Genomic DNA, 26,073 nt, shown 5'->3' with positions numbered 1-26,073 from the left:
AGCGGGGTAATTTTATAAATAATATGGAGAGGGTTAAATATGAAAATACGTCCATTACACGATCGAGTGGTGGTCCGTCGCCTTGAAGAAGAACGCACTTCTGCGGGCGGCATCGTCATCCCAGACTCTGCCGCAGAGAAACCTTCTCGGGGTGAAGTCATTTCAGTAGGTCCAGGTAAACCGTTGGATAACGGTGAGGTCCGTTCCTTGGATGTCAAAGTGGGCGACCAAATTTTATTTGGCAAATACGCAGGCACCGAAGTTAAGCTGGCTGGGGACGAATATGTCGTCATGCGAGAAGATGACATTATGGGCCTGATTGAAAAATAACTGACAGAGGAAAGAGAGGTATAAAAAATGGCTGCAAAAGTTTTAAAATTTTCCCACGAGGTATTACACGCAATGAGCCGTGGCGTGGAAGCTTTGGCCAACGCGGTAAAAGTGACGTTGGGACCAAAAGGTCGCAATGTCGTTTTGGATAAATCATTTGGCGCACCAACCATTACTAAAGACGGCGTGAGCGTAGCTAAGGAAATCGAGTTGGAAGACAAATTCGAAAATATGGGCGCTCAAATGGTCAAAGAAGTGGCTTCGCGTACATCAGACGATGCGGGTGATGGTACCACGACAGCGACCGTACTGGCTCAAGCGATTTTGGTTGAAGGCATCAAAGCCGTTATTGCTGGAATGAATCCCATGGATTTGAAACGGGGTATTGATAAAGCCGTAGCGGCAGCGGTAGCTGAATTGAAGAAAATTTCCAAGCCTTGCAAAGACCAGAAAGCGATTGCGCAAGTAGGCACTATTTCCGCGAATTCGGATAAGTCGATTGGAGATATTATTGCGGAAGCGATGGAGAAAGTAGGCAAAGAAGGCGTAATAACGGTAGAAGATGGCTCTGGTCTTGAAAACGCCCTTGAAGTAGTTGAAGGTATGCAGTTCGATCGCGGTTACTTGTCGCCATACTTTACCAACAACCAACAAAACATGAGTGCGGAGCTTGAAAATCCGTTTATCTTATTGGTTGACAAGAAGATTTCTAATATTCGTGAACTCATTCCGTTGTTAGAAAACGTAGCAAAGTCTGGTCGGCCCTTATTGGTGATTGCCGAAGATATCGAAGGCGAAGCTTTAGCGACATTAGTGGTTAATAATATCCGCGGTGTTGTTAAAGTCGCGGCTGTAAAAGCACCTGGCTTCGGCGATCGTCGTAAAGCAATGTTGCAAGATATTGCTGTTTTGACTGGCGGTAAGGTTATTTCTGAAGAAGTCGGATTGTCCCTTGAAGCCGCTTCTTTGGATGATTTAGGTTCTGCTAAACGCGTTGTTGTCACTAAAGATGACGCCACTATCATTGATGGTTCTGGTGATCCCGGCGACATTAAAAACCGCGTGGAGCAAATCCGAAAAGAAATAGAAAATAGCTCGTCAGACTATGATAAAGAGAAATTACAAGAACGTCTGGCAAAATTAGCCGGTGGTGTCGCGGTCATTAAAGTGGGCGCTGCAACTGAAGTTGAAATGAAAGAGAAAAAAGCCCGCGTGGAAGATGCCTTACATGCGACACGCGCAGCTGTCGAAGAAGGCGTCGTACCGGGTGGTGGTGTTGCTTTAATCCGCGTGCTTAAATCGCTTGATTCAGTGGAAGTTGAGAATGAAGACCAACGCGTGGGCGTGGAAATTGCTCGCCGTGCGATGGTCTACCCGCTTTCTCAAATCGTGAAAAATACTGGTGTTCAAGCAGCCGTTGTTGCTGACAAAGTCTTGAATCATAAAGACGTTAATTATGGTTATAACGCAGCGACGGGTGAATACGGTGACATGATTGAGATGGGTATTCTCGACCCAACCAAAGTGACCCGCACCGCGTTGCAAAACGCAGCTTCTATCGCTGGCCTTATGATTACCACTGAATGTATGGTAACAGAAGCTCTTAAGAAGAAAGAGGAGTTGATGCCTGGCGGTGGTGACATGGGAGGAATGGGAGGAATGGGCGGCATGATGTAAGCCTTGCACTCAGAAAGCAAAAAACCCCGCCTAATGCGGGGTTTTTTGTAGCCCGTATGAATGGCGAGGTATTTGCTTGGCATGAGCGCTCCTCTTCCCTTATAATCTCCAGCCATATGGTAAGACAATCAGCCCTTTACGAAGAACACGCTAAAGCGAAAGCCCACTTTGTGGATTTTGCAGGGTGGGAAATGCCTTTGTATTATGGATCACAAATTGAAGAACATCACCAAGTGCGTCAACGAGCGGGAATTTTTGATGTTTCTCACATGGGCGTTATTGACCTTGAGGGTGAAGGGGCTACTGCTTTTTTGCGTTATCTTTTAGCCAATGATGTTGCAAAACTCAGTCACGTCGGACGTGCTTTGTATACCTGTATGCTTAATCTACAAGGGGGCGTTATCGATGATCTTATTGTTTATCGAGTGGCACCGATGGGTTATCGGTTCGTAGTGAACGCTGCAACGCGAGATAAAGACATTGCTTGGATAAAAGAAAAAGGCGCTGGGTATAAGGTTTCAATTTCTGAAGGCCCTGAAATGTGCATTCTTGCCGTTCAAGGCCCACAAGCCATCGCTGCGGCTAAATTCATTTTTGATGAATCGCTGTATGCGCAATTGGAAGCCCTTAAGCCTTTTCAATTTATTTCATCACCGGCGCAAGATTTGCAAATAGCCCGAACAGGTTACACGGGTGAAGATGGACTTGAAATAATTCTCCCCGCCTTTCGAGCGACGGATCTTTGGGCGCGCTTCGTTCACCAGGGAGTGAAACCTTGTGGTTTAGGAGCACGCGATACCTTGCGCTTAGAAGCCGGTTTAAATTTATATGGGACAGATATGGACGAAACGACTTCTCCTTTAATTTCCAATCTCAGCTGGACGGTGTCCTGGAACGACGCGGATCGCGATTTTGTAGGTCGGCGCGCCTTGGAAAAACAATTAGACAAGAATCTCAAAGAACGGCTTATCGGTTTAGTGATGGAAGAACCCGGTGTATTACGCAATCAGCAAAAAGTTTGGTTGACAGAGGGTGAGGAAGGAATAATTACCAGCGGCGGTTTTTCTCCTACATTGGGTCACGCCATTGCATTGGCTCGCGTGCCTGTTGGAGAATTGGAAAAAGCAACTGTGGAGCGTCGTGGTAAACAAATTCCTGTAAAAATAATTAAACCGCCCTTTGTTCGACGTGGTAAAAAAACATTTTGAGGAGAAGGCAATGGCAGAATTTCCGGCTGAGTTATATTACAGCAAAAACCACGAATGGCTGAGAAAAGAAAGCGGCGAAACTTTTACCGTTGGCATTACTGATCACGCTCAAGAGCAATTGGGTGATTTAGTATTTGTTGAATTACCCGAAGTGAATATTCACGTAGACGCTGGTGATGAAGTGCTTGTCGTGGAATCGGTAAAGACAGCCGCCGAGGTTTACTCTCCCCTCAGCGGCAAAGTTATCGAAATTAACAACGCCTTGGAAAACGAACCAGCAACGGTGAATCACGATCCCTACGGGGATGGTTGGTTGTATCGTATAACCATTGATGACGAAAAGGAATTAAATGATTTATTAGACGCCGATGATTATCAAACTTTAATTGAAGCAGAATCTTAAAAATGCCTTTTATTCCCCACACGCCTGATGATGTCGAAAAAATGCTCGCTGCTATCGGCGCAAAAAGTATCGACCAATTATTTGATGAAATTCCTTCTGCCTTAGCTAATATCCAGCAAGTTCCACCAGGATTAAACGAAGCGGGGATCACTCGACTGATGGAAAAGCGTGAATCTAACAAACAAATATGTTTTATTGGCGCTGGCGCTTATGAGCATCACATTCCAGCAGCCGTTTGGGAAATCGCCACTCGCGGTGAGTTTTACACGGCTTATACCCCTTACCAAGCTGAAGCGAGTCAAGGCAGTTTACAATTAATTTATGAATATCAAACGATGATGCTGGAATTAATGGCCATGGAGGTTTCCAATGCCTCATTGTATGACGGCGCCAGCGCTCTTGCAGAAGCGGCTTTAATGGCTGTGCGTATTAAACGAGGGAAAGCACAACGTATTTTGGTCCCAGCGAGCGTCAATCTTTTTTATCGCAAAGTTTTGTCCTCAATTGTTGAGCAACAAAAAATTAATGTCGAAATAATCCCTTTTGACCCTACGATAGGTGTAGTTAATTTAGAATTGTTAAGGGCGGAAAATGCAGAGGGAGCAGCAGCCATTGTTATTTCTCAGCCTAATTTTTTTGGCTGCCTGGAAGCCGTCGATGCGTTAACGGATTGGGCCCACGCTAACGATCTTTTAGTCATTGCCAGCGTTAATCCTACGGCTATGGCTTTGTTAAAGTCGCCAGGTCAATGGGGGCAAAAAGGCGCAGATATTGTTTGTGGCGAAGGACAGCCTCTGGGTGTGCCGCTGGCTTCAGGCGGACCCTATTTCGGATTTATGTGTTCTAAAAAAGACTATGTTCGGCAGTTACCGGGAAGAATTGTAGGCAGGACTGTCGATAAAAAGGGGCGGGAAGGGTTTACGCTAACGTTACAAGCGCGAGAGCAACATATTCGCCGCTCAAAAGCGACATCCAATATTTGCACTAACCAAGGATTGGTTGTGGTTGCTGCAACTATTTATTTAAGCCTGTTAGGAGCAACGGGTTTGCGAGAGGTAGCGTTAGCTTCGCATACTCGATCACGCGATTTGTTTCAACGTTTGTCGGCAGTAAAAGGGGTGTCGCCCGTTTTTTCAAGTCCTATTTTTCATGAGTTTGTTGTTCGTTTAGAAAAACCTGTGGAAGAGGTCTTGGCCGGCATGGCCGAACAAGGCATTCAAGCAGGATTTTCATTGAAAAACCATTATCCAAAATTAGGTAATTGCCTATTAATTTGCGTCACCGATACAAAAACTGACGATGATTTAATTGCTTATGAAAACGCCTTACGTTCCATTCAATAAAGAAAATAGCCCGTATGAAGCGAAATATAGGGAATAATTGCCTCTTTGTAAAAAGAAGAATTAAAAGGTGAAAATATAAATGCTCATTTTTGAAAAATCTCGAAAAAATAGGCGAACATTAGCGCACGCTATTGCAGATAAAATGGATGCTAGTGATATTCCCGCGAATTTATTGCGTCGCGATATGCCCCGCCTCCCCGAATTATCCGAGTTGGAAGTTGTCCGCCATTTTACGCGTTTATCTACGCAGAATTTTTCAATCGATACCCACTTTTACCCTTTAGGTTCCTGCACGATGAAATACAACTCCCGTGCCGCTAACCGTTTAGCTTCATTACCGGGTTATTTAAAACGTCATCCTTTATCTCCGGTTCCTCAGAGCCAGACTTTTTTACAATGTCTTTATGAGTTACAAACAATGCTAACCGAAATTACCGGGATGGAAAAAATTTCGTTGACATCAATGGCTGGGGCGCAAGGAGAATTCGCTGGTGTTGCCATGATTAAAGCTTATCACGAAAATCGCGCCGATTACGATCGTACCGAAATGATTGTCCCTGATGCGGCGCACGGTACCAACCCCGCTTCAGCGGCGATGTGCGGTTTCACCGTAAAGGAAATCTCTACCACTAAAGACGGCGACATCGACCTCGAAAAACTAAGGCAAATAGCAAGCGCTAAAACGGCAGGTATTATGCTGACAAATCCTTCAACCTTAGGCGTGTTTGAAAGACAAATTTCAGAAGTTGCAAAAATCATTCACGACGCCGGCGGATTACTCTATTACGACGGCGCAAATCTAAATGCTATTTTAGGGAAATACCGCCCGGGCGATATGGGTTTTGACGTCATGCATTTAAATTTGCATAAGACCTTCGCCACACCCCACGGTGGCGGTGGCCCCGGCGCAGGACCGGTAGCGGCTGGGCCCCGGCTTTCTGAATTTCTGCCCGTTCCCATGGTTGGGAAAAATAAAGAGGGTTACGATTGGTTAATGGAAAAAGAATGTCCTAAAACTATTGGGAGATTATCCGCCTTTATGGGAAACGCCGGTGTATTATTGCGTGCTTATATTTATTTGCGCCTGCTCGGAAAAGAAGGTTTATCGCGTATTGCTGAATTTTCCACCTTAAATGCTAATTATTTAATGAAACGATTAGAACAACTTGGATTCACGCTCGCTTTCCCCAAGCGACGTGCTTCGCATGAATTTATTATTACCTTAAAACCATTAACCCGCGCTTACGGCGTAACGGCGCTTGACATTGCTAAACGCTTACTCGATTACGGTTTCCACGCGCCAACGATTTATTTCCCACTATTAGTGCCAGAATGTTTATTGATTGAGCCTACTGAAACTGAGAGTAAAGAAACTTTGGATCATTTTATCGAAGCGATGGGAAAAATCCTGACCGAAATTAAAACCACCCCCGACCTATTGCGCAACGCACCTCACCAGCAACTCATTAACCGACTTGATGAAGTCAAAGCCGCACGCGAATTAGATTTACGCTGGTATCCAATCCCTAAAGAAATGGAAATTTTTATACAATAATGGGTGCGGTTTTTTAGAGCTCATATACGGTTATTGACATAATCTTTCCATTTTTATTTGACTTAGCGTTAATAATGGATAAAACTGCGGTTCCGTACGATGTAAAAAATGCCCGTCGTTCCCGTGTGTAGGCTGTCTACCGAAATAGAAAAGAATAGAACGCTTTCACGGCCGAAGACACGGGAATCCAGGCTAAGATGCTGCGAAAAGCGCCCTCGATGTTTTTCTTTTAGCCCTAACCTGGATCTCCCCAACTCGGCCGTGGAGGGTTTTGTATTCTTCACAATACAAGCATACAAGCAGACGGGCTCGCGGGAAGGTGGCGGAGGGTTAATTGACAACACGGCTTAGAATTCGCCTTTTAACTTTAGGGCAGGTTAAATTTTAGAACAATCTCAATTTTCTCTAATGCGGCGATTAAGAATTTTTTATTTTGGCAATGGAATTTTAATTTTATATTTTGAATATAAAATTCTACCGTATGAACGGATAAGGACAGTCGCCTAGCGATAGCCTTCTAACGTTGACCTTGTTAGCAAAATCGCAATTTCTAATTCACGCTGTGTTAGAAACATCGGGGTATAATTCACCTATATAATATCGTTTTGTTGGTAAAGATTTCGGTCGATGTATTTTCTTAGATTCTTTATCCTTCTGGGTGCTTAATGTACTTTCCTCTTCTTGCCTCCGGAGAAGCTCTTTTATCCAAAATGGAATTTATTGATATCGCTCATAACAGGAGTCCTCTTTATTTCTTATATGGTCTTTTTCTTTGATCGCTGTTCTACTTCGTGTTCAAAAACGATAATATGAGCAGCTAAGCGACGAATATTCTCTCAGCTGGCTTCCACTACTACTTAACTGGTCTTCAAGAAACTCTTGAGCCATCCGTTTAATCAATGCTTTCCCTGTCAGTAGATTTTCTTCCAATTCTACCTTATCGATTACAGCCTTCCTTTCTGGTTCATTTTCAATGATTCTTCGTTTTCTTTTAAGACCTCTAATATGATATTGTGATGACATCAGTAGGCCATCTGTGTGATATTAGCCGGAGAGATTAAAGAGATTAATCTTAATCAGGTAAATAAAGTATATGTCGATTAGCATATTTACTTCTTTTGAAAATAATAATATGAGAATTAAGCAAGATTGATCTGGGTGTATATTTATGAGGCTAGCTCTTGTTTTTTACCTAATTTTCGAATTATCTGTTTCAAACATGATTGCTTTTACAAACCATCAAACTTTAAATTTTTCAAATTCGATAGTTAATAAACTGGTAACCATTTATGGGCATGCTATCTATATATTTGTAATGCAATGAAAGTTTGCTAAAAAATAAAATTTTACTGATACACGGTCTTTTTGGTGCAAAAGGGCAATGGTACAAGATGGTGTTAACCCTTTGTCAAAGGCGTTTTAATGTCGTCGCACCAGATTTAGCAGGATATAGCAGGATATGGGAAAAGCCAGGGCTTTCCTCTTGAACCAAGAAGTCAATTTTCTGAATCGTTTTGCTCACCGATTGAACATGCATATCTTTAATATTGCAGGCAATTCAATGGGAGGAACGATTGCCGCACTCTACGCAGAAAAATATCCAGCCCAAGTTCATTCATTAGCTTTTATTGGTGCCCTATTCGGCCTACTTGATCCCTTCTCTCTTCTCTGACAAAGAATAAAACGAATTAATACGAATCCTTGCATACCCTTAACTTCCAATGAATTTGATGAGGAAATGAAATTGCTTTTCTATGAAGCTTACCCGGTGAAGTTAGAAAGGAGAAGTTATTTACTGAAATTTTACAGATCTTATAAAGAACGCTTAGAAAGAACTACTAAAATTGTTTTTGCAGATGCCACTATCCTAGAAAATTCGCTTAGAATTTCAGTACCAACCCTAATTATTTGGGGAAAACAGGATCATCTTTTAAGTGTGAAATCCGCATCTGCGGTGCGAGCCAATATTAAAGGTAGTAGGCTGGTGATTTTAGGGAAGAGTGGACATTTGCTGCCGCTTGAAAAACCGACCATTGCGGCGTCAATTTATTTAAATTTTCTTTAGGGTGTGCTCCATGCCTCTGCATCCCGAAGCTAAAGCGTTTCTAAAAGATACCCTGCATCCAGGATGGATATTAATAAACTTACTATCATTGAGGCTCGTGAGCTTTTTAAAAAAGCTATGTTGTCTCTAAGCATCGTTGAAAATACGTGTCAGCTAACGGAAGCCGTTATAGAAATTGATGAGGGGGGTTATTCCTATACGCATATACTCCGATGCACCAGTCCAAAGCGGTGATTCTCTTTTTTCAGGAGGTGGTTTTGTCTTAGGCACGCTGGATGCATATGATCACGATTGCAGAAGACTATGCGCTGTATCAGAATGCACAATTATTGCAGTAGACTATCGATTAGCACCCGAGCATAAATTTTCCACGGCTTTAGAAGATTGCCTGAAAGCTACGTGTTGGGTTCAGCCTAATATCTCACGATTTAAACCTCAGTATGAACGGTTGATTGTCGTTGAGGGGATAAAAGTGCGGATCGTAATTTAGCTGCGTTTAAAACGCTTATATTGCAGCGAAGTCCACCTTTTAGCATTGATCTCCAAATTCTGATTTATCCTAATAATTGATTTTACTTGTTCTACCCTTTCGCACCAACTTTATGAGGAAGATTATACTTTGATTCAAAACACATTACAGTGGTGTTATGCGCACTATCTGAGTCCTACACAAAATCGATCAGATCCGCAGCTCTCGCCCATTTTTCACCAAGATTTTAACGATCTACCACCTACTTTCATTTTGGCTGCTGAGTTTGACGTTCTTAAAGATGAAGTGTGTTTGTATGCACAGAAATTAAAAAAAGTAGACGTACCAGTAAGGTTCAATGAATGCGCGGGCATGATGCATGGTTTTATAAGTCTATCAAATAGCATAAGTGTAGGTTTTAAAGAGCTTCAAGATATCGAAAAGGAAACTGAGAAATTATTGAATAAAGAGGTTTAAGCATTTGTGCTTAAGACAGTTTTTTAACGATTTCCAGCGCAAATAATTGTGCGCGTGTCCGACAGTTAAATTTTTCCTTCAAACGGTCAATTAGATTTTTTATGCTTCCCTCTGTAATAGCTAAGAGCTTGGATACTTCACAAACAGTAAAATCAAGTTTCATGAAGTGAAGGATATCATACTCACGCTTTGTTAAAGCCTTTTGATTTATGGAATCTTATTACTTATCTCAAAGGAAGCAGCTTTTTTCCGTTATGGTGTGGTATTAACTGATTAATATCGTTAAGAAAATTTTTTCAAAATCAAGTAGTTTAGTAATTCTAGTATTTATTAGAAGATGAGAGAGATCTTTCTCTAAATATATTGGAGCTATAAGAATAAGAGTCACAATAGTCGTCACTTTTCTGGATAAAACTAACTCCTAGAGGGATTTTGAATTTCTTTGTTCTAATTTCATGCATTTCACGTTCCATCTTTTCATATATTCCATCACCCCACGTCCAAATGTCTTGGGCGAACTCCTTATTTGTCACAAAAGTATCATATTTAGCATATTTAGTTACATATTCTAAGTCACATTATCGATCAGTGGTTAATTCAAAATAACGTCCGTCAGTAAATCGTCTTGCGAAATGAAAAAAAGTGATTCCAACGTTCTCACAAAGGTGTTTTAGAACTTCATCCATTTTTTTGAATGAATATAAGAAGGTAGTAGCCTTGATCCAATCATAAAGGCCCATGACTAGTTTCCTTATTTTTAAAAGTCTAACGATTAAAACCGCATCATTTGCAAAGGCTATGAGCATTTCTACTAAGAGGGCATTTTCAACCAATTACTCTAAGACGCAGACTATACTTTTTTCTTGTTTTCGGCCTATAAAATTTTTTCTAACCCATAAACCAAATAATCCAACTCCATCACCTTACGACAAGCTAGGAAAATTCCTGGCATGGTGCAATTGCGATCCATGCCGTCGTGGCGGATGGTGAGTGTTTCTCCATTACTGCCGAAGATCACAGATTGATGGGAGAATAAACCGGGGAGGCGTATGGAGTGGATGGGGATACCATTTTTTATTTCGCCGCGAGCGCGGTCTTTAAAAGGTTCCTCTTTTTTTGAAGGTCGCATTTCGCCTATCATCTGTGCCGTTTTCATGGCTGTTCCTGAGGGGGCATCAATTTTTTGGGAATGATGCATTTCAATAATTTCTACGTCGGGAAAATAGCGCGCTGCTTCTTTTGCGTATTTCATCATTAACACCGCACCGACAGAAAAATTAGGAGCCACAATTGCGCCGAGCTTTTTATTACGGCATCGTTTATCTAAAAGAGCGATTTGTTCTAACGTCAATCCCGTCGTGCCAATAACAGGTCTTGCCCCGGATTGAACAATAATTTCGGCGTTGTGAAATACCGATTGAGGGGTTGTGAAATCGATGACAACATCCGCATGAGTGGTTTGAATAGTTTTCGCCAAATCGTTTTGGCGACCGGTTCCAGACATTAGTTCAAAATCGGGTTGGGCCGTGATGTTTTCTTTTACCAACCGGCCCATTTTGCCATTAATTCCATTAATAATAACGTTAATGGTCATGTTGGGATTTGAAGTTTTTCATCACAAAATCCCAATTGACCACTTGCCAAAAATTATTAACATATTTGGGACGGTCGTTCCGGGTATCGATGTAATAGGCGTGTTCCCAAAGATCACAAGTCATTAGGGTTTTTTTGCCTTCAGTCATGGGATTTCGAGCGTTGACAGTGCTTAAGACTTCTAATTTGCCATTTTTATCTTTAACGAGCCAAGCCCATCCTGAGCCGAAATGATTATTTGCGGAGTTGGTAAAAAGCGATTTAAATTTGTCTAAAGATCCAAAAGTTTTATCAATAGCTGAAGCTAATTCGCCAGAGGGATCTCCACCGCCATCAGGGCTCATACAGTGCCAATAAAATGTATGGTTCCAATGTTGTGCTGCATTATTGAAGATTCCGCCATCGGATTTTCGAATAATTTCTTCCAGAGGTTCCTTTTCAAAAGGGGTGCCTTCGATAAGTTTGTTGAGTTTATTGACATAAGCTCTATGGTGTTTTCCGTGGTGATATTCGAGCGTTTCTTGAGAGATATGCGGTTCCAGTGCGTTGAGTTTGTAGGGCAAATCCGGTAATTCAAAAGCCATTAGAGGTTCCTCCTTTTTTCATTTATCTTGACTTTCGCACGATACCCTATTATAGGTTCAATTTCTATAGATTTTCAGAGAGATGTTTGGGTGGTTATTTAAGTGTCCGCGGGTGTCTTCTGACTGATGCTATCCAGGGTATTTTTCTGGAAGGCTTATTTGACAATCCTTTAGTAAAGCACTAAATTAGTGCTATTTTGAAATGCGGAGGTTATTATGGCTGTTTTAGTAGGCCGGGAAGCGCCTGACTTTACGGTCCCAGCGGTTTTGGCCAATGGTGATATCGTAGAAAATTTTAATTTAGTAGAGGCTATCCAGAATAAATACGGGTTAGTATTTTTTTATCCTCTTGATTTTACATTTGTTTGTCCGTCAGAATTGATTGCTCTAGATAAAACGATTGCGGACTTTCAAAAACGCAGAGTAGAAGTAATTGGTGTTTCCATTGATTCCCAGTTTACCCATAACGCTTGGCGCAATACCCCCGTTGAAAAAGGAGGCATCGGTCCGGTGCGTTATCCATTGGCTTCTGACGTTACCCATAGTATTTGCCGTAGTTACGGGGTTGAACACATGGCTGGTGTTGCTTTGCGCGGCGCATTTTTAATTGATAAACAGCGTATTGTGCGTTCGCAAATCGTGAACGATTTGCCACTTGGACGTAGCATCCCCGAGCTTCTGCGTTTGGTCGATGCGTTACAATTTACAGAGGAGCACGGCGAGGTTTGCCCGGCTAACTGGAAGAAAGGCGATCCCACTATGCAAGCCTCCCCAGACGGAGTTGCTAAATATTTAGCGGAAAACGCTGACAACTTATAATGATTACTTAAATAAAAGCAGAAACGGCGATAGAAATACTGTTGCCGTTTTTTAATTTTGTTATACTTGTTTCTGGTATTTTTTCTAAATGGAGAGAACATCATGCCAAAAACAAGCTCAGAAAGAGAGGTCGTTGCTTTAAGGAGGCAATTAAAGGTTTATGAAAAGGAGATGGAAAAGTTACAGAATCTTTATCAACGAGAAATTGAGAAAGTAGCCAAAAGTGCTTATGAAATGGGTTTGCTGGAAGCGGGAACCGGCACTGTTAAAGCTTCAGTCTTAAAAAGAATTCAAGCGAAAAAAGCCGCCCCGAAAAAATCCAAGAAACAGACGAAAAAGAATCGCATTAAAAAAAGTTCTTTAGAATCCTTACAAGAAGCATCGGCTTCATCAATAGAAATGGAAACGCCGACGGCGATGACTGTTCCCGAACCGGTAGAGAACTAATTTTCTAAGACAAGCTCTTGGTAATACCGGGAGCTTAGTTACCCGGTTTTTTTAAGACGCCCATCGATTTGATTGCTAATCTTACAAAATAATTCAGCAGCACATTTTGCGTCATAAATAGCTGAATGAGCTTCTTTTTTATTAAAAGGAAGATTGGCCGCGCGTAATGCTTTGGCCAGGACAGTCTTACCAAAGACAATAGCGGCTAAGGTGGCGGTGTCAAAGCAAGTGAATGCGTGAAAAGGCGATTTTTTTAGCTTGCAGCGCTTCATGGCAGCTTTAATAAAAGTCAAATCGAAATGCGCATTATGGCCGACGAGCACAGCGCGGCGGCACTGGGTGACATTAACGGCCTTTTCAATAAAAGCAAATAAATCTTGCAATGCTTTCTTTTCATCCACTGCAAATCGGAAAGGGTGATAAGGATCGATGCGCGTGATTTCTAAAGACGCTGGATCTAATGCAGCACCTTCGAAAGGGAGAACATGGCAAGCGAATAATTCTCCCTGACACAATTGCCCTTCCTGGTTCACTTCAACTAAAACAGCCGCAATCTCGAGTAGCGGATTTTTAAGCGGCTCAAGTCCGCCCGTTTCAATATCGACAACGACAGGGAGGTATCCGCTAAAGCGATCTTTGAGGGAATAAATTTTATTGTTATTTGTGTTCATGGGATTGAATCTGCCACTGCAAGGTTTGGCCCGCAAAAACTGGCACAACGTGTTCATTCCCAAAAGGGAGCGATTCTGCGACCTGCCAGGGTTGATGGATGAGCGTAATTTGGCTGTTATTTAGTGGTAACCCATAAAACTCTGCGCCGAAACGACTGGTGAAAGCCTCTAATTTATCCAGAGCATTTTGGCTCGCGAAAATTTCTGCGTAAAGCGCAACAGCCGCGGGCGCATTGTAAATACCCGCGGAGCCACAAATAGATTGTTTTTTTGTTTGCGAGTGGGGTGCACTATCGGTGCCCAAAAAAAATTTTGGGTTTCCGCTGGTGGCTGCTTGAATTAAGGCCATTTGGTCTTCACTGGTTTTTAAGATAGGAAGGCAATAATAGTGAGGTCGGATGCCGCCGCTCAATAGATCATTTCGATTGAATAGCAAATGATGCGGCGTAATGGTTGCGCCAAGTTTAGAAGGAGCTTCTAAAACAAAATCCACGGCAGTTTTAGTAGAAATGTGTTCAAAGACAATGCGAAGTTGAGGAAATGTTTCTACTAAGGGCAGGAGCTCGCGTTCAATAAAAACCGCTTCACGGTCAAAAATATCGACTGCGGAATCAACAACCTCTCCATGAATTAAAAGCGGTAAATCGACCGATTGCATCTTTTCCAACAGCGGATAAATCGCTTGGAGATTTTTTATCCCGGCTTGAGAATGAGTGGTGGCGCTCGCGGGATAGAGTTTGCAGGCGACAATAATTCCTGATCGTTTTGCGGCTTTGATTTCTTGTTGGGGGGTGGATTCGGTGAAATAAAGTGTCATCAGCGGTTCAAAGTTACTGGATTTAGGAACGTGTGCTTTAATGCGATCATAGTACGCTTTTGCTTGTTTGACAGTCGTGATCGGCGGTACAAGGTTTGGCATTACAATGGCTCGATGAAATTGAGCAGCAATGTCTGGGACGGTGCGTGGGAGATAAGAACCATCGCGGAGATGACAATGCCAATCGTCCGGGCGAATTAAAGTTATTTTTTTCATATACGCCATGTACCATAGTTAGCCAGACTTCGCAATGTCTGAGAGCCTGCCGAATCCAATAGGTTTTGGAAAACCTTTACGATATAGTTTGAAGGGACATCGAACATCTTCTCGACTTGGCCGTGAAGGTTTTGTATGCTTCAATAATACAGCAGACAGTCTCGTAGGAGGACGACGGGTTTTAAGTTTTTCGCTCTCCACCATGAGTGGGTAATGGTAGTGGCCATTGTATCAAGGAGCTTTGAAAGGAACAAGGCGAAAGAGAGCATCAATTTTACAGTTATTAGGGGTTTATGCTTAAGTTGACGCCTAGGCGTCTGCGCGGGAATGGCGAAGCCTAAAAATTGAAAGGGCTATGAACTTCTTCATTCATTGGGTGATTCACTTACCTCAGGCACTTGAGATAAGACATATCAAGAAACAGTTTATCATTGGAAGGTAGAAGAAAAGATGGCTTATAATTAGTATTGTTGAACGATTTGGACTTCAAAAAGAATTACAACAAGGATTTGAACAAGGTTTGCAAAAAGGAAAGGAAAAGGCGGGTATATGTTATTGTTGAAGTTACTTCAGCGCAAATTTCATGTGTTGCCGGTGCTTTATTCCAAGAAACTTGAGAAAGCAGATGCTGAAACGTTGTTAAAATAGGGCGAACGACTTCTGGGCGCCGACGCTTTAGAAGAGATATTTTAAGGTTAATGTAAGTTCCCGTTTTATCCTATAAGCTGCTTATTTGCAAAACGATTTTTTAACATTATTAATTCTTACACCTAGCACTGCATAAAAAATACGTTCATTTTTCTAAAAAATTTGAATCGGTATGATTTGGCATGCCAGTATCTATCATATTATTTAAAAAATAAAATTCAGGAAATAACATGTCTCGTGAGTTTAATTTTATAACGATTCGTACCTCGTTTACCCTCATTATATTCCGGGGTTCTTTGCCGAAACTACCCCCATCACACAAGACGATCTAATCACGGCGTGTTCAGAGGCTAGGGAAGAAGATCGCGAGAAAAAATGGAATGATATTCGTGTGCGGATTAGCCAAGCTCAAATTAATGGGCTGGCTTTATGCGAACGGTGTTGATTTGGAAACTCAGGCCTAGATCTTAAAAACTAATGTTACTCAACGAAAGGGCTATCCTTCAGTATTATTTTTCAGAAAACATTGATAGGGAAACAGAAGAAAATAAAACGGATACCTATCCTCGGAATGAAAACCCGCGTTTAAGAGTCCTCAAAGATTTTATGCTGATGCTATCTCAACAGGTTGCTTAGAGATATTTCTGCAATTTCATCAAGAAGGTGTATATCGAACGTCTTCGAGCTCCTTCTCACCTTGGTTTGGTCAATCATTATGATCACAACATCTCCCCGTTATTGAGACAATTGGAAGAAGCCTATCGGATAGCAAGCAATGAAGAAACAAAAGGGGAAGAATCGATAACTTTTCATATTAACTTTTGGACCTCCTCCCAGTGGGGAGCCAATGGTGGCTTTCCTGACTGCGACGGTTCTTGAGATCGCGTAGACTCCCCACCTTAGGGAATTGAAGGTGATTAACTAAAATTTCAAACATCCTCTGTTCTTAGTGCATAAACAAAACAATTAAAAATCTAGCAAAAAAGCGACAGTGGCCAGGCGTGTTTCAGGAGTTTCTTGCGCTTCGGTAAGTAATTTTTCGACGACTAAATAAAGCAGCGTAGCAACACCAAACGCGATGATGGCGATTCGAAAATTAAGGGATAATCTGGAGACGATGCCAAAACCCAACGAGGCGCCGATTAATATACATAAACCAATAAGAAAAATCACAAAAACACCGAGGGCGCGTTGAACTTTATTATCTGCCATTTTTAATGTGGTGGCCATCCCGAGAAAAAGCGTTTCCAAAGCCAACGCTAAGGCAATAATAATGCCGCTTTGTGAAAATTTGCTAAAAAAAGAAACGCCGACGAGAATACCATCGATAAAAACGTCAATGGCGATAACAACAATCAGGGACGGTAATCGTTCAAAATGACGAGTTGAAGTGGAAAATTTATCCGCGAACCATTTTGTCAGAAGCATCACAACACTGGTTAAAGAAGGCGAAGGTTTCTTGAGAAAACTTAAAATACCACCGACGATCATTAGCAGCACCGTGATACTGGTAAATCCGAGGACCACTGACCACGCAATCACGTTAGGGCTTCTAGTTTGGCATAGCTAGCGACCAGCCATTTTGTGCCGTGGTAATCGAATTTCACTTGCAAGCGCGCATGTTCGCTATGGCCTTCGTAATTAATAATAATGCCCGGCCCGAATTTTTTATGACTTACGCGCTGCCCAACGTAATAACCCGTCTCACCCACCAGAGATTTTTGAGTAGAAGTGATTGTAGCAGGGCACGCTATTTTAGGAGTGGGGCGAACAGCATCGATTAATTCCGGTGGAATTTCCTGAATAAATCGGGATGGCTGATTGAATTTTTCCAAACCGTGCAGACGGCGGTTTTCCGCATAGGACAAAATTAATTTTTCCCGCGCACGCGTCATGCCAACGTAACACAAACGACGTTCTTCTTCTAAACCGTTAGCAGTATCGATAGACATACGATGCGGAAATAAATCCTCTTCCAAACCGCTAATAATCACTAATGGAAATTCCAAACCTTTCGCCGCATGTAGCGTCATTAAGCTCACACAATTGCTGTGTGCGCTTGCTTGCTCTTCGCCAGTTTCCAACGCGACATGAGAAAGAAAAGCATCCAATGGCGATAACGCTAAATCATCCGTTGGTGTAAATTGAGAGGTCGCATTAATCAATTCTTCTAAATTCTCAATGCGCGAAAGCCCTTTTTCACTATTATCTTTTTTATACAAAGCGAGTAAACCGCTTTCCATCAGCATTTTTTCGGTTTGTTCCGCTAGCGACAGATTTTTGGTTTCGTCTTGCAATCGGTCAACTAATTTTATGAAGTGCTGTAACGCGTTGAGCGCACGTGCATTCAACGTCTGATTGGTAATTAAATGCTGAGTGGCTTGCCAAAGGGAAAGAGCGTGATCGCGTGCAGTTGTGCGCAATGCCACTAGCGTTGTATTTCCGATGCCACGCGTCGGGACATTCACAACGCGTTCAAAACCAGCGTCGTCGTTTCGATTCGCCAGCAGTCGCAAATATGCCAACGCGTCTTTAATTTCAGCGCGCTCAAAAAACTTTAAGCCACCGTAAATACGATACGGAATTTGCCGATCAATCAGGGATTCTTCAAATAAACGAGATTGTGCATTCGAACGATAAAGAATAGCGACGTCGTTATAAGAGTGGCCCTGACGAACCCAGGCGTCAATACAAGAAATTACATAAAAAGCTTCGTCGCGCTCATTAAACGCCATGTATAAAGTGATGGGTTCGCCAGTGCGGCTGTCGGTCCACAATTTTTTTTCGAAGCGATTTTTATTGTTATCGATAACAGCATTTGCGGCATTGAGAATCGTCTGCGTTGAACGGTAATTTTGTTCTAAACGGATGGTTTTCACACCAGTAAAATCGCGCGAAAAATGATGGATGTTTTCAATTTTTGCACCGCGCCAGCTATAGATCAATTGATCATCATCACCCACCGCCATGAAAACGGTCTGCTCGCCTGCTAGCGCTTTTAGCCAAGCGTATTGAATGGTATTGGTATCTTGAAATTCGTCTACCAAAATATGCTGAAATCGCTGCGGATAATACTCGCGAAGCGTGGCCGAATCGCGCAACAATTCTAACGTCCGTAATAATAATTCCGCAAAATCCACAAACCCGCTTTGGCGACAAACATCTTCATAGGCTTTGTACACTTTGACTAACGTTTCGGTAAAATAACTGCTATCTCTATCAAGAACTTGATGCGAACGCCGTCCTTCTTCTTTTTGTTTGTTAATAAACCACAGGGTTTGTTTCGGCGGCCATTGAGACTCTTTTAAATTGAGACTCCGCTGCATGCGACGGATAAGACGGTATTGATCATCCGTATCGAGAATTTGAAACGATTGTGGCAATCCAGCTTCTTTCCAGTGGGCGCGGAGCAATCGGTGTGCTAAACCATGAAAGGTCCCTACCCACATCGCACCCATCGGCATATCCAGCATCGACTCGATCCGCCCACGCATTTCATACGCCGCTTTATTGGTAAACGTCACGGCTAGAATGCTGTAAGGCAAAACATTTTTTTGTTGGATCAGCCAAGCAATACGATGCGTTAACACCCGCGTCTTCCCACTACCTGCGCCGGCCAGTACCAACACATGGTCAAATGGTGACGTAACTGCTTCTTTTTGCGGCGAATTTAGCGATTCCAACAGACTCAAATTTTCCATGCCGCTCATTGTACCGAAGTGGCACAGGAATGGCGAGATTCTTTCCATTCTTTGGCGCTAAGAGCCTAAAGTGAGCGATTAGACGCTCTTTTATGAGCGATTGGACGGTAATTGGTGGGCGATTAGACGGTCCGGTCTTCAAGAGTTAGACCGACTCCGAAAAATAGCGGGCCGAAATTTTTTAATTTGAATTCGTCATTTCCGACTACGCGAATGACAGAACTGTAGGAGTCAAAATTAGTTGGTATTCTTTAGCAATAAGCACTTTAATCTTTAGCAATAAGCACTTTAATAAAGAAAAGTTGCCGCGTGATAAGGAGCGAAGTTAGAATGTTACGTTCAGCCCATATCTTCTATTAGCTGATATACTTTAGACGATTAGATTCATTTCTTTTATGGAACCTTAAAATGCCTAAACACACAGATACAGATTTAGGTCCACTTTTGTCTTCAATAACGTCCCAGTGGTACGAGAAGCGAATAGCAATTTATCCTTGGATTAAGGCTCGAATGCCAGCAAAAAAATTATAAATAACTTTATTGCCCTTATTAAAAACTTGGGTAATCCACCAAATGAATTAATTAACGCTATATTAGAAGCTTTATTATTTGAGGATGCTGTTATCAAGGATCATTTTTCTTTTAGTGATAGGATTGGGCGCTTATTGAAGGCTAGCAAAAATCTGTTAACTTAGCACTTTAGAAATAAGGAAGTTCAAGAGTTGTTTAAAGGAGTTGCTTGATTTTTTTAATACCATTGGTGTGTTTAAGGAACTGCAGGAATTTAACCTTACGGAAGAAGCAATTTTTGCAGCAGTACTAAAGATTAAGGAAAAGAGGGAAAAAGGAGAGGGTGTTTCGTTATTGGAAGAATTAAAGAGGCAACTCTTGCAACAAGAACAAGAGCCATCCAGAGTACCTGTACGCATGGATACTCCTCCTCAATCCCCAGATTTTAACAAAGGCAATAGGATATCTAACCCCAATCCTCCACCCTTGTTAGTTTTACCACCTAGCAACCTCTTAAAAGAAAAAGAAAGTGATGAGCCTATGAACTCCCCCGGTCCTTTGGATCCCCTCTTCTTTCTTTTCTAACCCACCAAATGCTCTGAAGCTGATTTGAGAGCTCCTTTATTTAAGCTTGAGAACTTACTAGATGGTAGAAACCCTTTTTCATTGGGAAACTCTTTGATTCTCTGAACGTAATCCAACTTTATGTTTATCCTCTGAGAGAGGTAGTAATGAGGATAATGAAGTCAATGATCTTGTAAATAGTTTTTTGAATAACAACAGTTATTAATATAAAGGTTCAGTTTTTCTAGAAGTTCCGTAAAAAAGTGGGAACATTATTATGCGCAATGATACAAATAATTCTAATTCTAAAGTTGAGGTCGAAGGAAAATCCGTGAAGTCAACTTTGGTTGATAATCGAGAGTCCGAAGTTTTTCCGCTGATGAAATTTCGAATGGACAATCTAGTAGGCCTGTTTAACTTAGAGGATAAGCTTGGGATTGGAGGAGGAGAGAGAGGACCCTATCAAGGGAAGAAGATGAAAATGGTTTCTTTATTTTAACTCCTTTCCACAAGACAAATTAACTTTCCCAGCTGCCATTCTGAACGACGCGCTTGCTCAGGGCAATCTCTGAGGAAATTACTTCATATGTTTTTAAGCATGGTTTGGTATACTGTAGATAATAGTCAATAGGTAGAAGGGGACTAAAAATACCCAACTGTACGAACGAAAGTTACGGCGAAAAACGTGAGCTGGAAAAATTTAGAAACTCTGGGTTTCGCATAAGTAAGTACTGTTTATTGGGGTTTAATGAGGAAATAAATTAGAGCAAGACCTTACTCCTCAAATAAGTGGCGATTATTGGACTTTCGCAGCGTTGTTTTGAGCTATTTCTAGAGGTGATTGATCAATCTAACCGATGGGGCCCCCATTCCGAATGGACAATGAGGAGGAACAGGTAATGAGAAAAAGGGCAGCGCAGACAATTGTCGACGCAATGTGTGTAAAGAAGGAGAATGGAATTCTGCTGGGTCAAGAGTATCCAGAAGGAATATCGGCAAATGATAAGTTTTTTACATCGTGTCATTTTTTGTTTCATAAAGCATCGCGTGATGTGCATGAGGTGTCGTACAACAAACACATGAGGCTTCTTCTGTTGTCGGAGACGCTAATAAACTCTAAGCAATATTTGTTGCATTTTTTTGTTGAGTTTTAAAAACATTTGCAGCGGTGCTCTTATCATTCAAAAGAACTTCTGTGGCGTTTTCAGCCTTAGCCAATTCCGAAGAAAATAACGCTGTTATTCCGGGCGTTGCAGATGATTTTCAACAGACTCAAATAGTCACTCACCACTAAGACAATACGTTTGAAACGCGAGAAGGTATCTTCTTTTCTCCCGTTGCTAATGAATGAGCTGTCAGCTGAGGAAGAAAAACAAAAAGAGGATGGCCATCTTTGCATTGGGTTTATTTTTTCTCCTACTCGGTAGACTATTAATAATAGCCCCGTAGGAAGTATCCCCAGTTGGATCACCAGTTTTGTTTTTTAGTCCACCGTGCCCTGTAATTCAAGGTTCCTTGTCTCCCGATACGTCTACATTATCCTTTCGCCAGGATGTTAATGGAGGGCAGGAAAATTCCCAGTGTAGACTCGGGAGCGGGTTAATTTGTTTCCGAGGACGCATCGTCTCAACTCTAACGATGCTGAGAGGGGAACATCGAACTCATTTGATTTAGACTCCCGTTGACAGCATTTCGCTAACCCGCGATGATGACGCCATGATTAAATCCTCACATAAAGCGCGTCTTCTCACGGGTGACACGCCGACGGGGCGGTTACATTTGGGGCATTGGGTAGGGTCGATCGAAAATCGGGTGGCATTGCAAGATGACAATGATTGTTATTTTTTGCTGGCTAATACGCATGCCTTCACCACGCGGGTCGATCAGCCGGCGGACATTCGACAAAGTAGCATAGATATTACCTTAGATTATTTAGCGGCGGGTATCGATCCCGACAAAAGTGTTATTTTTATTGAATCCGATGTGCCTGCGATTTTTGAATTAGCCGCGTTTTTCAGCATGTTGATTCCTTTTTCTCGCTTGATGCGAAATCCAACGATTAAAGACGAAATTCGGGACAAAGAACTGGGTGATAATTATTCGATGGGTTTTTTATTGTATCCCATCCTGCAAGTGGCCGACATTTTAGCTATTCGCGCGCAAGTGGTGCCAGTAGGAGAAGATCAAATTCCGCATTTAGAAATGACTCGTGAAGTAGCTCGACGTTTTAATCAAATGTATTGCGGCGTCGACTCTCATACGGAAGATAAAGATTATCCTAAGGCGGGTGGATTATTCCCAATACCGGAAACGAAAGTGGGGCGGGTGCGGCGATTGGTTGGCACAGGCAAGCCTGGCAGAAATGGTCAATTATTAAAAATGAGCAAATCATTAAATAATGCTATTTTTTTAAGCGATCTGCCAGATATGGTGCAGAAAAAAATTATGAATATGTACACTGACCCCAAACGTCTTCGTGCGACCGACCCCGGAACGGTTGAAAATAATCCGCTGTGGGTTTTTCACGACACATTTAACTCCGATAAAAATTGGGTAGACGAGGCGAAAACCCGTTACCGAGAAGGTCGAATTGGTGATGTGGAATGTAAAAAACGATTGGTTGAAGTATTATTGGAGTTTCTCAATCCCATTCAACAACGACGGGCTGAATATGAAAATGACTTTTCTCAAGTGCAAAGAATTTTGAATGAAGGCGCCGAGCAGGTCAACGAAATTGCCGATGAAACTTTGCGTTTTGTGAGAAAAGCTACAAAACAGCAATTCTAAGCTCTTCGGTCAGCTTGTAAAAATTGTTGCGCTATTTCAAGAAGTTTCGTTATGTTAAAAACATGCCGATTTGATAATCAGCTTGCGGGCATTAAAAAACAGCTAAAGTGGTGCACTTAGTTATCCCGTCTAGCACTTTTCTGTCAATTCCCGGCATTGTCTAACGTCACAATAGGAGGTACGACGTGGTTTATGCACATAATTTAAGCTTTGCGCATTGGGGTTAAACGAGAGATGAAAAAACCTTGGAGTCTTATTGGGGCGGTGAAATTTCGCAACAACAATTCTAACAACAGGCGATCGAATTACAACTCACGAATTGGAAGATCCAAGCGGAAGCGGGAGTGGATTTAATTCCGGTGAGATTTCTCTTGGTACGATCACGTGCTTAACATGGCGGCAAGGGTGGGGGCTATCCCATCGCGTTTCAAAAAGCTCAATTCCAATATAACAAACAGACACCATGTTCTACATGGCGTGTGGACAAGCGCCGAACGGTATTGAAACTTCAACGTGCAAAATGAGCAAATGGTTTGATACCAATTACTATTATATCGCTCCCGAATTCACTACAAACCAAAATTTTGAGTTATGCCACGATGATTTATTTAAATCTACGAAACTGGCGTTAGAAAATAATTATCGCGCAAAACCGGTTATTTTAGGTCCGCTGTCTTTTTTATGCTTAGGTAAATGCAAAGGGGGAATCGTTTAATAAATTTCTTTTGCTTGAAAAATTATCTCCAGTTTATGAAAAAATTTTTCAGCAACTTTCTTCTCTGGGCGTCGAATGGATGCAAGTGGACGAGCCTATTCTCGTTTTGGATTTGCCTCCTGAATGGCAGCAAGTGTTACCGAACGTTTGATGCGGCGTCAACATGAACGTTCGATTTGAAAAAATAAACAAACGACGCAATTAAATTTGCCGTTATTTCCAACGACAACGATCGGTTCTTTTCCACAAACCTCCCAAATTTGCCTGCTTGTGGTGTGATTATAAGCAAGGGAAATAGATGATACCCTCTACAAAGAGAAAATTCGTCAAGAAATTGCTGAAATCATTAGCATTCAAGTTAAGCTTGCTTTAGATGTTTTCGTGCGCGGTGAGCGCGAACGCAATGACATGGTGGAATATTTCGGGAATTGTTCGATGGAATAGCGATCACGAGCAATGGATGAGCTCAAAGTTACGGTCCCCGCTGTGTTAAGCCGCCCATTATTTTTGGGGATGTGAGTCGCGAATGGCCAATGACACTCTGGTGGATCGAATACGTCCACTTTTTAACAACTAAGTCGATTAAAGGGATGTTAAGAGGACCCGTTACCATATTGGCTTAGTCATTCGTGCGCGACGACCAGCCTCGTTCGCAAATAGCCAAACAAATCGCTTTCGCATTGCGCGATGAGGTGCAGGATTTGGAAAGAAGCGGAGTTCGAGTGATTCAAATCGATTAGCCTGCGTTCCGTGAATGCTTGCCGTTGCAAAAAGCGGCTTGACAAGATTATTTAGAGTGGGCGGTGAAGTGCTTTCGCTTAGCGTCTTGTGGGGTTAAAGACGAAACTCAAATTCATACCCACATGTGTTACTCCGAATTTAACGATATTATTGAAGCGACTGCTGCGCTGGATGTCGATGTTATCACCATCGAAAATTCCCGTCCTGAAATGGAAATTTTAAAATCCTTTGAAAAATTCGCGTATCCAAACGATATCGGGCCAGGCATTTACGATATCCATTCGTGGCGTATCCCGTGAGTGGCTGAAATTGAAGAGTTGGCGGTGCAAGCGCTCCAATATATTCCTATTGAACGTTTATGGATTAATCCGGATTGTGGATTGAAGACGCGAAATTGGGAAGAAACGAAAGAAGCACTCAGCAGGATGGTAGATGGCGCGAAACATTTACGCAAGCCGTTTTCTAGTGAAAAGAGACCGACAATAGATTTAGAGCTGCAACCTGCAACCAGTTAAAATTAAAAGACAAATGTCATGGACGGGTCTCATCTTTCTCTGAGCTTTGAGTTGTTTCCGCCAGCTCTGAAAGGGTTCCAGAACTCAAAGTCAGTCTGCCGAACCCTTCAGGATAAAACGATGCGCGTTGTCCGTGCTTTGCGTCAAGACTTCATTGAAGTGGCGCCTCATTTAACTTGCATTGGTCTTTCGAAAACCGCTATATTCGATTTACCGAATAATGATCAGTTTTTAGGTATTAAGCGCATCGTTGCGTTACGGGGTGATTTGCCTCTTGATGAAGATATAACGAATGGTGATTTTAATCAGGCCAATGACTTGTTCGCCTACATTCGTAAATTAACCGGCGATTATTTTCATATTGAAGTTGCTCCCTATCCTGAATTTCATCCTGAGACGAGAACGGTTCAGGAAGCGCTTAAAAATTTTCAACAGAAAATAGCCGCCGCTGCTAATGGAGAGCAATTACGCAATATTTTTATAATCGCGATGCTTATCTTATATTATATTATGTTGATGTGTGTCGAAACGTGGGAATTGAAGCACCCATTGTTCCTGGAATCATGCCCATCAGCGATTTTGATAAGTTAGTTCAATTTTCAAAAACGTGTGCTATAGAAATACCACGATGGTTGTATAAACGGTTAGAGTCTTATAAAAATTATAAAGCCTCATTGAAAGCTTAGGGCGTTGAAGTCGTAACGAAATTTTGTGAAGATTTAATCGCTTACGGGGTCTCGGGACCTCATTTTTACACTTTGAATCAATGTGAACCTACCCAAACCATTATTGGAAACCTTCAATCCATCACCTCTTTCCGTGAACAGGCGGTTGTTGCCCGAATAAAAATTCACGATATAAATTTTCCCATTCTAGGTTGTTTTTTCTAGTCTTAATTTCCAAAATATTTCCAAAATCCGTTATCATTCCCAAAAGTGCTAAAAACTAAAAGCCCACTCGTCCCAGTGCACCTTTGGTGCGCTGGATCAACTATGTTTGAATTGCTGTGAGCAAGTTTGAAAACTGGATAATAAATAGTCATTTTACACACCTTATTCACAGCTTCACAGTGATACCGCAGTTAGCGATTTTTTCTGTTCAAATTTTTTTAATCTGGCATTGGCGATAACAATAATTTTTCGTATTAGTGCTACAAACGCTACCATTTTCTTTTTCCCTTTTTTAACGAGCCCCTCATAAAAGCTCTTTAATTCTGAA

23 protein-coding genes and 5 pseudogenes are annotated in these 26,073 nt (G+C 41.9%); 20 read left to right on the top strand and 8 right to left on the bottom strand.

The window, feature by feature from the left end:
- Positions 1–39 precede the first annotated feature (39 nt).
- The 6 genes from OWO34_RS07765 to gcvPB all read left to right on the top strand — a co-directional run bounded on the left by OWO34_RS07765 (position 40) and on the right by gcvPB (position 6,516).
- On the top strand, positions 40–330 hold the full coding sequence (locus OWO34_RS07765; RefSeq protein WP_267257114.1) for a co-chaperone GroES: 291 nt from the start codon (positions 40–42) through the stop codon (positions 328–330).
- Positions 331–357: 27 nt separating this feature from the next.
- On the top strand, positions 358–2,007 hold the full coding sequence (gene groL, locus OWO34_RS07760) for a chaperonin GroEL (protein WP_267257113.1): 1,650 nt from the start codon (positions 358–360) through the stop codon (positions 2,005–2,007).
- A gap of 116 nt (positions 2,008–2,123) precedes the next feature.
- Positions 2,124–3,215 (top strand): glycine cleavage system aminomethyltransferase GcvT, encoded by a 1,092-nt coding sequence (gene gcvT / locus OWO34_RS07755; protein ID WP_456064373.1) that lies wholly within the window; start codon positions 2,124–2,126, stop codon positions 3,213–3,215.
- 10 nt (positions 3,216–3,225) lie between these two features.
- On the top strand, positions 3,226–3,618 hold the full coding sequence (gene gcvH / locus OWO34_RS07750; RefSeq protein ID WP_267257111.1) for a glycine cleavage system protein GcvH: 393 nt from the start codon (positions 3,226–3,228) through the stop codon (positions 3,616–3,618).
- 2 nt (positions 3,619–3,620) lie between these two features.
- Positions 3,621–4,961, top strand: coding sequence for an aminomethyl-transferring glycine dehydrogenase subunit GcvPA (gene gcvPA / locus OWO34_RS07745; protein WP_267257110.1), 1,341 nt, complete (start codon positions 3,621–3,623; stop codon positions 4,959–4,961).
- Positions 4,962–5,040: 79 nt separating this feature from the next.
- Positions 5,041–6,516 (top strand): aminomethyl-transferring glycine dehydrogenase subunit GcvPB, encoded by a 1,476-nt coding sequence (gcvPB, locus tag OWO34_RS07740; RefSeq protein ID WP_267257109.1) that lies wholly within the window; start codon positions 5,041–5,043, stop codon positions 6,514–6,516.
- Between the two features lie 367 nt (positions 6,517–6,883).
- Here the strand turns inward: gcvPB and OWO34_RS07735 are convergent, their stop codons facing one another.
- Complete coding sequence (locus OWO34_RS07735; protein WP_323808283.1) at positions 6,884–7,015, bottom strand: hypothetical protein; 132 nt, start codon at positions 7,013–7,015, stop codon at positions 6,884–6,886.
- A gap of 829 nt (positions 7,016–7,844) precedes the next feature.
- On the opposite strand from OWO34_RS07735, the gene OWO34_RS09930 reads away from it, so the two are divergent.
- From OWO34_RS09930 to OWO34_RS07720, 4 genes and pseudogenes are all read left to right on the top strand, one after another.
- On the top strand, positions 7,845–8,003 hold the full coding sequence (locus OWO34_RS09930; protein WP_407647531.1) for an alpha/beta fold hydrolase: 159 nt from the start codon (positions 7,845–7,847) through the stop codon (positions 8,001–8,003).
- Positions 8,000–8,188 carry an alpha/beta fold hydrolase gene (locus OWO34_RS07730; protein ID WP_267257108.1) on the top strand — a complete coding sequence of 63 codons (189 nt, stop codon included), beginning with the start codon at positions 8,000–8,002 and terminating at the stop codon, positions 8,186–8,188. The genes OWO34_RS09930 and OWO34_RS07730 overlap by 4 nt, the downstream gene beginning before the upstream one ends.
- A gap of 66 nt (positions 8,189–8,254) precedes the next feature.
- Positions 8,255–8,581 (top strand): alpha/beta fold hydrolase, encoded by a 327-nt coding sequence (locus OWO34_RS07725; protein ID WP_267257107.1) that lies wholly within the window; start codon positions 8,255–8,257, stop codon positions 8,579–8,581.
- A 178-nt stretch (positions 8,582–8,759) separates the two neighbouring features.
- Positions 8,760–9,527 (top strand): annotated as a pseudogene (locus tag OWO34_RS07720) (alpha/beta hydrolase).
- 10 nt (positions 9,528–9,537) lie between these two features.
- Here the strand turns inward: OWO34_RS07720 and OWO34_RS09925 are convergent.
- From OWO34_RS09925 to OWO34_RS07710, 3 genes are all read right to left on the bottom strand, one after another.
- A complete protein-coding gene (locus OWO34_RS09925; RefSeq protein ID WP_407647532.1) occupies positions 9,538–9,738 on the bottom strand; it encodes a LuxR C-terminal-related transcriptional regulator in 201 nt (66 codons plus the stop codon).
- A gap of 663 nt (positions 9,739–10,401) precedes the next feature.
- Entirely contained in the window at positions 10,402–11,121 is a 720-nt protein-coding gene (gene dapB, locus OWO34_RS07715; protein ID WP_267257106.1) for a 4-hydroxy-tetrahydrodipicolinate reductase, read from the bottom strand.
- On the bottom strand, positions 11,111–11,704 hold the full coding sequence (locus tag OWO34_RS07710; protein WP_267257105.1) for a superoxide dismutase: 594 nt from the start codon (positions 11,702–11,704) through the stop codon (positions 11,111–11,113). Before OWO34_RS07710 ends, dapB begins: the two co-directional genes overlap by 11 nt.
- An 86-nt stretch (positions 11,705–11,790) precedes the next feature.
- Between OWO34_RS07710 and OWO34_RS07705 the strand changes: the two genes are divergently transcribed.
- From OWO34_RS07705 to OWO34_RS07695, 3 genes are read left to right on the top strand one after another with little or no spacing between them, the layout of a single operon-like run.
- Positions 11,791–11,889 (top strand): hypothetical protein, encoded by a 99-nt coding sequence (locus OWO34_RS07705; protein ID WP_267257104.1) that lies wholly within the window; start codon positions 11,791–11,793, stop codon positions 11,887–11,889.
- A 31-nt stretch (positions 11,890–11,920) separates the two neighbouring features.
- Positions 11,921–12,523, top strand: a complete 603-nt coding sequence (locus OWO34_RS07700; RefSeq protein WP_267257103.1) for a peroxiredoxin — start codon at positions 11,921–11,923, stop codon at positions 12,521–12,523.
- A 57-nt stretch (positions 12,524–12,580) separates the two neighbouring features.
- Positions 12,581–12,970 carry a hypothetical protein gene (locus tag OWO34_RS07695; protein WP_267257102.1) on the top strand — a complete coding sequence of 130 codons (390 nt, stop codon included), beginning with the start codon at positions 12,581–12,583 and terminating at the stop codon, positions 12,968–12,970.
- 38 nt (positions 12,971–13,008) lie between these two features.
- Here OWO34_RS07695 and rnt read toward each other — a convergent pair whose 3' ends face one another.
- On the bottom strand, positions 13,009–13,641 hold the full coding sequence (rnt, locus tag OWO34_RS07690; protein ID WP_267257101.1) for a ribonuclease T: 633 nt from the start codon (positions 13,639–13,641) through the stop codon (positions 13,009–13,011).
- Positions 13,628–14,683, bottom strand: coding sequence for a dihydroorotase (gene pyrC, locus OWO34_RS07685; protein WP_267257100.1), 1,056 nt, complete (start codon positions 14,681–14,683; stop codon positions 13,628–13,630). The genes rnt and pyrC overlap by 14 nt, the downstream gene beginning before the upstream one ends.
- Before the next feature lie 355 nt (positions 14,684–15,038).
- Between pyrC and OWO34_RS07680 the strand changes: the two are divergent.
- A pseudogene (locus tag OWO34_RS07680) lies at positions 15,039–15,322 on the top strand (hypothetical protein); the annotation flags it as partial.
- Positions 15,323–15,985: 663 nt separating this feature from the next.
- The gene (locus OWO34_RS09585; protein WP_323808282.1) at positions 15,986–16,201 is read left to right on the top strand and encodes a hypothetical protein; all 216 of its coding nucleotides are present in this window, start codon (positions 15,986–15,988) and stop codon (positions 16,199–16,201) included.
- A gap of 67 nt (positions 16,202–16,268) precedes the next feature.
- Here the strand turns inward: OWO34_RS09585 and OWO34_RS07670 are convergent.
- Together OWO34_RS07670 and uvrD are read right to left on the bottom strand one after the other, a co-directional pair.
- Positions 16,269–16,864, bottom strand: a pseudogene (locus tag OWO34_RS07670) (ZIP family metal transporter).
- Complete coding sequence (gene uvrD, locus OWO34_RS07665; RefSeq protein ID WP_267257099.1) at positions 16,861–19,032, bottom strand: DNA helicase II; 2,172 nt, start codon at positions 19,030–19,032, stop codon at positions 16,861–16,863. The pseudogene OWO34_RS07670 and the gene uvrD overlap by 4 nt, the downstream one beginning before the upstream one ends.
- Positions 19,033–19,758: 726 nt before the next feature.
- On the opposite strand from uvrD, the gene OWO34_RS09580 reads away from it, so the two are divergent.
- The 5 genes and pseudogenes from OWO34_RS09580 (at position 19,759) to OWO34_RS07640 (ending at position 25,745) form a co-directional block, all read left to right on the top strand.
- On the top strand, positions 19,759–20,118 hold the full coding sequence (locus OWO34_RS09580) for a hypothetical protein (protein ID WP_323808281.1): 360 nt from the start codon (positions 19,759–19,761) through the stop codon (positions 20,116–20,118).
- A 256-nt stretch (positions 20,119–20,374) separates the two neighbouring features.
- Positions 20,375–20,596, top strand: coding sequence for a hypothetical protein (locus OWO34_RS07655; RefSeq protein ID WP_267257098.1), 222 nt, complete (start codon positions 20,375–20,377; stop codon positions 20,594–20,596).
- Positions 20,597–21,813: 1,217 nt separating this feature from the next.
- Complete coding sequence (trpS, locus tag OWO34_RS07650) at positions 21,814–22,884, top strand: tryptophan--tRNA ligase (RefSeq protein WP_267257097.1); 1,071 nt, start codon at positions 21,814–21,816, stop codon at positions 22,882–22,884.
- A gap of 341 nt (positions 22,885–23,225) precedes the next feature.
- Positions 23,226–24,855 (top strand): annotated as a pseudogene (gene metE / locus OWO34_RS07645) (5-methyltetrahydropteroyltriglutamate--homocysteine S-methyltransferase); the annotation flags it as partial.
- A gap of 18 nt (positions 24,856–24,873) precedes the next feature.
- Positions 24,874–25,745 (top strand): annotated as a pseudogene (locus tag OWO34_RS07640) (methylenetetrahydrofolate reductase).
- Positions 25,746–26,073 lie beyond the last annotated feature (328 nt).

It is taken from the genome of Coxiella endosymbiont of Ornithodoros maritimus (assembly GCF_907164965.1).
Taxonomy (GTDB): Bacteria; Pseudomonadota; Gammaproteobacteria; order Coxiellales; family Coxiellaceae; genus Coxiella.
The sequence above is the reverse complement of the archived record's forward strand: the minus strand, read 5'-3'. Positions and strand labels throughout refer to the sequence as shown.

Excerpts from the sequence above, each read along its gene's own strand:
- trpS (WP_267257097.1), top strand. The coding sequence starts at position 21,814 with ATGATTAAATCCTCACATAAAGCGCGTCTTCTCACGGGTGACACGCCG.
- OWO34_RS07700 (WP_267257103.1), top strand. The coding sequence starts at position 11,921 with ATGGCTGTTTTAGTAGGCCGGGAAGCGCCTGACTTTACGGTCCCAGCG.
- OWO34_RS07710 (WP_267257105.1), bottom strand. The coding sequence starts at position 11,704 with ATGGCTTTTGAATTACCGGATTTGCCCTACAAACTCAACGCACTGGAA.
- OWO34_RS07765 (WP_267257114.1), top strand. The coding sequence starts at position 40 with ATGAAAATACGTCCATTACACGATCGAGTGGTGGTCCGTCGCCTTGAA.
- uvrD (WP_267257099.1), bottom strand. The coding sequence starts at position 19,032 with ATGAGCGGCATGGAAAATTTGAGTCTGTTGGAATCGCTAAATTCGCCG.
- gcvPA (WP_267257110.1), top strand. The coding sequence starts at position 3,621 with ATGCCTTTTATTCCCCACACGCCTGATGATGTCGAAAAAATGCTCGCT.
- groL (WP_267257113.1), top strand. The coding sequence starts at position 358 with ATGGCTGCAAAAGTTTTAAAATTTTCCCACGAGGTATTACACGCAATG.
- gcvH (WP_267257111.1), top strand. The coding sequence starts at position 3,226 with ATGGCAGAATTTCCGGCTGAGTTATATTACAGCAAAAACCACGAATGG.
- OWO34_RS07725 (WP_267257107.1), top strand. The coding sequence starts at position 8,255 with ATGAAATTGCTTTTCTATGAAGCTTACCCGGTGAAGTTAGAAAGGAGA.
- OWO34_RS07655 (WP_267257098.1), top strand. The coding sequence starts at position 20,375 with ATGCGCAATGATACAAATAATTCTAATTCTAAAGTTGAGGTCGAAGGA.
- pyrC (WP_267257100.1), bottom strand. The coding sequence starts at position 14,683 with ATGGCGTATATGAAAAAAATAACTTTAATTCGCCCGGACGATTGGCAT.
- rnt (WP_267257101.1), bottom strand. The coding sequence starts at position 13,641 with ATGAACACAAATAACAATAAAATTTATTCCCTCAAAGATCGCTTTAGC.
- gcvPB (WP_267257109.1), top strand. The coding sequence starts at position 5,041 with ATGCTCATTTTTGAAAAATCTCGAAAAAATAGGCGAACATTAGCGCAC.
- gcvT (WP_456064373.1), top strand. The coding sequence starts at position 2,124 with ATGGTAAGACAATCAGCCCTTTACGAAGAACACGCTAAAGCGAAAGCC.
- dapB (WP_267257106.1), bottom strand. The coding sequence starts at position 11,121 with ATGACCATTAACGTTATTATTAATGGAATTAATGGCAAAATGGGCCGG.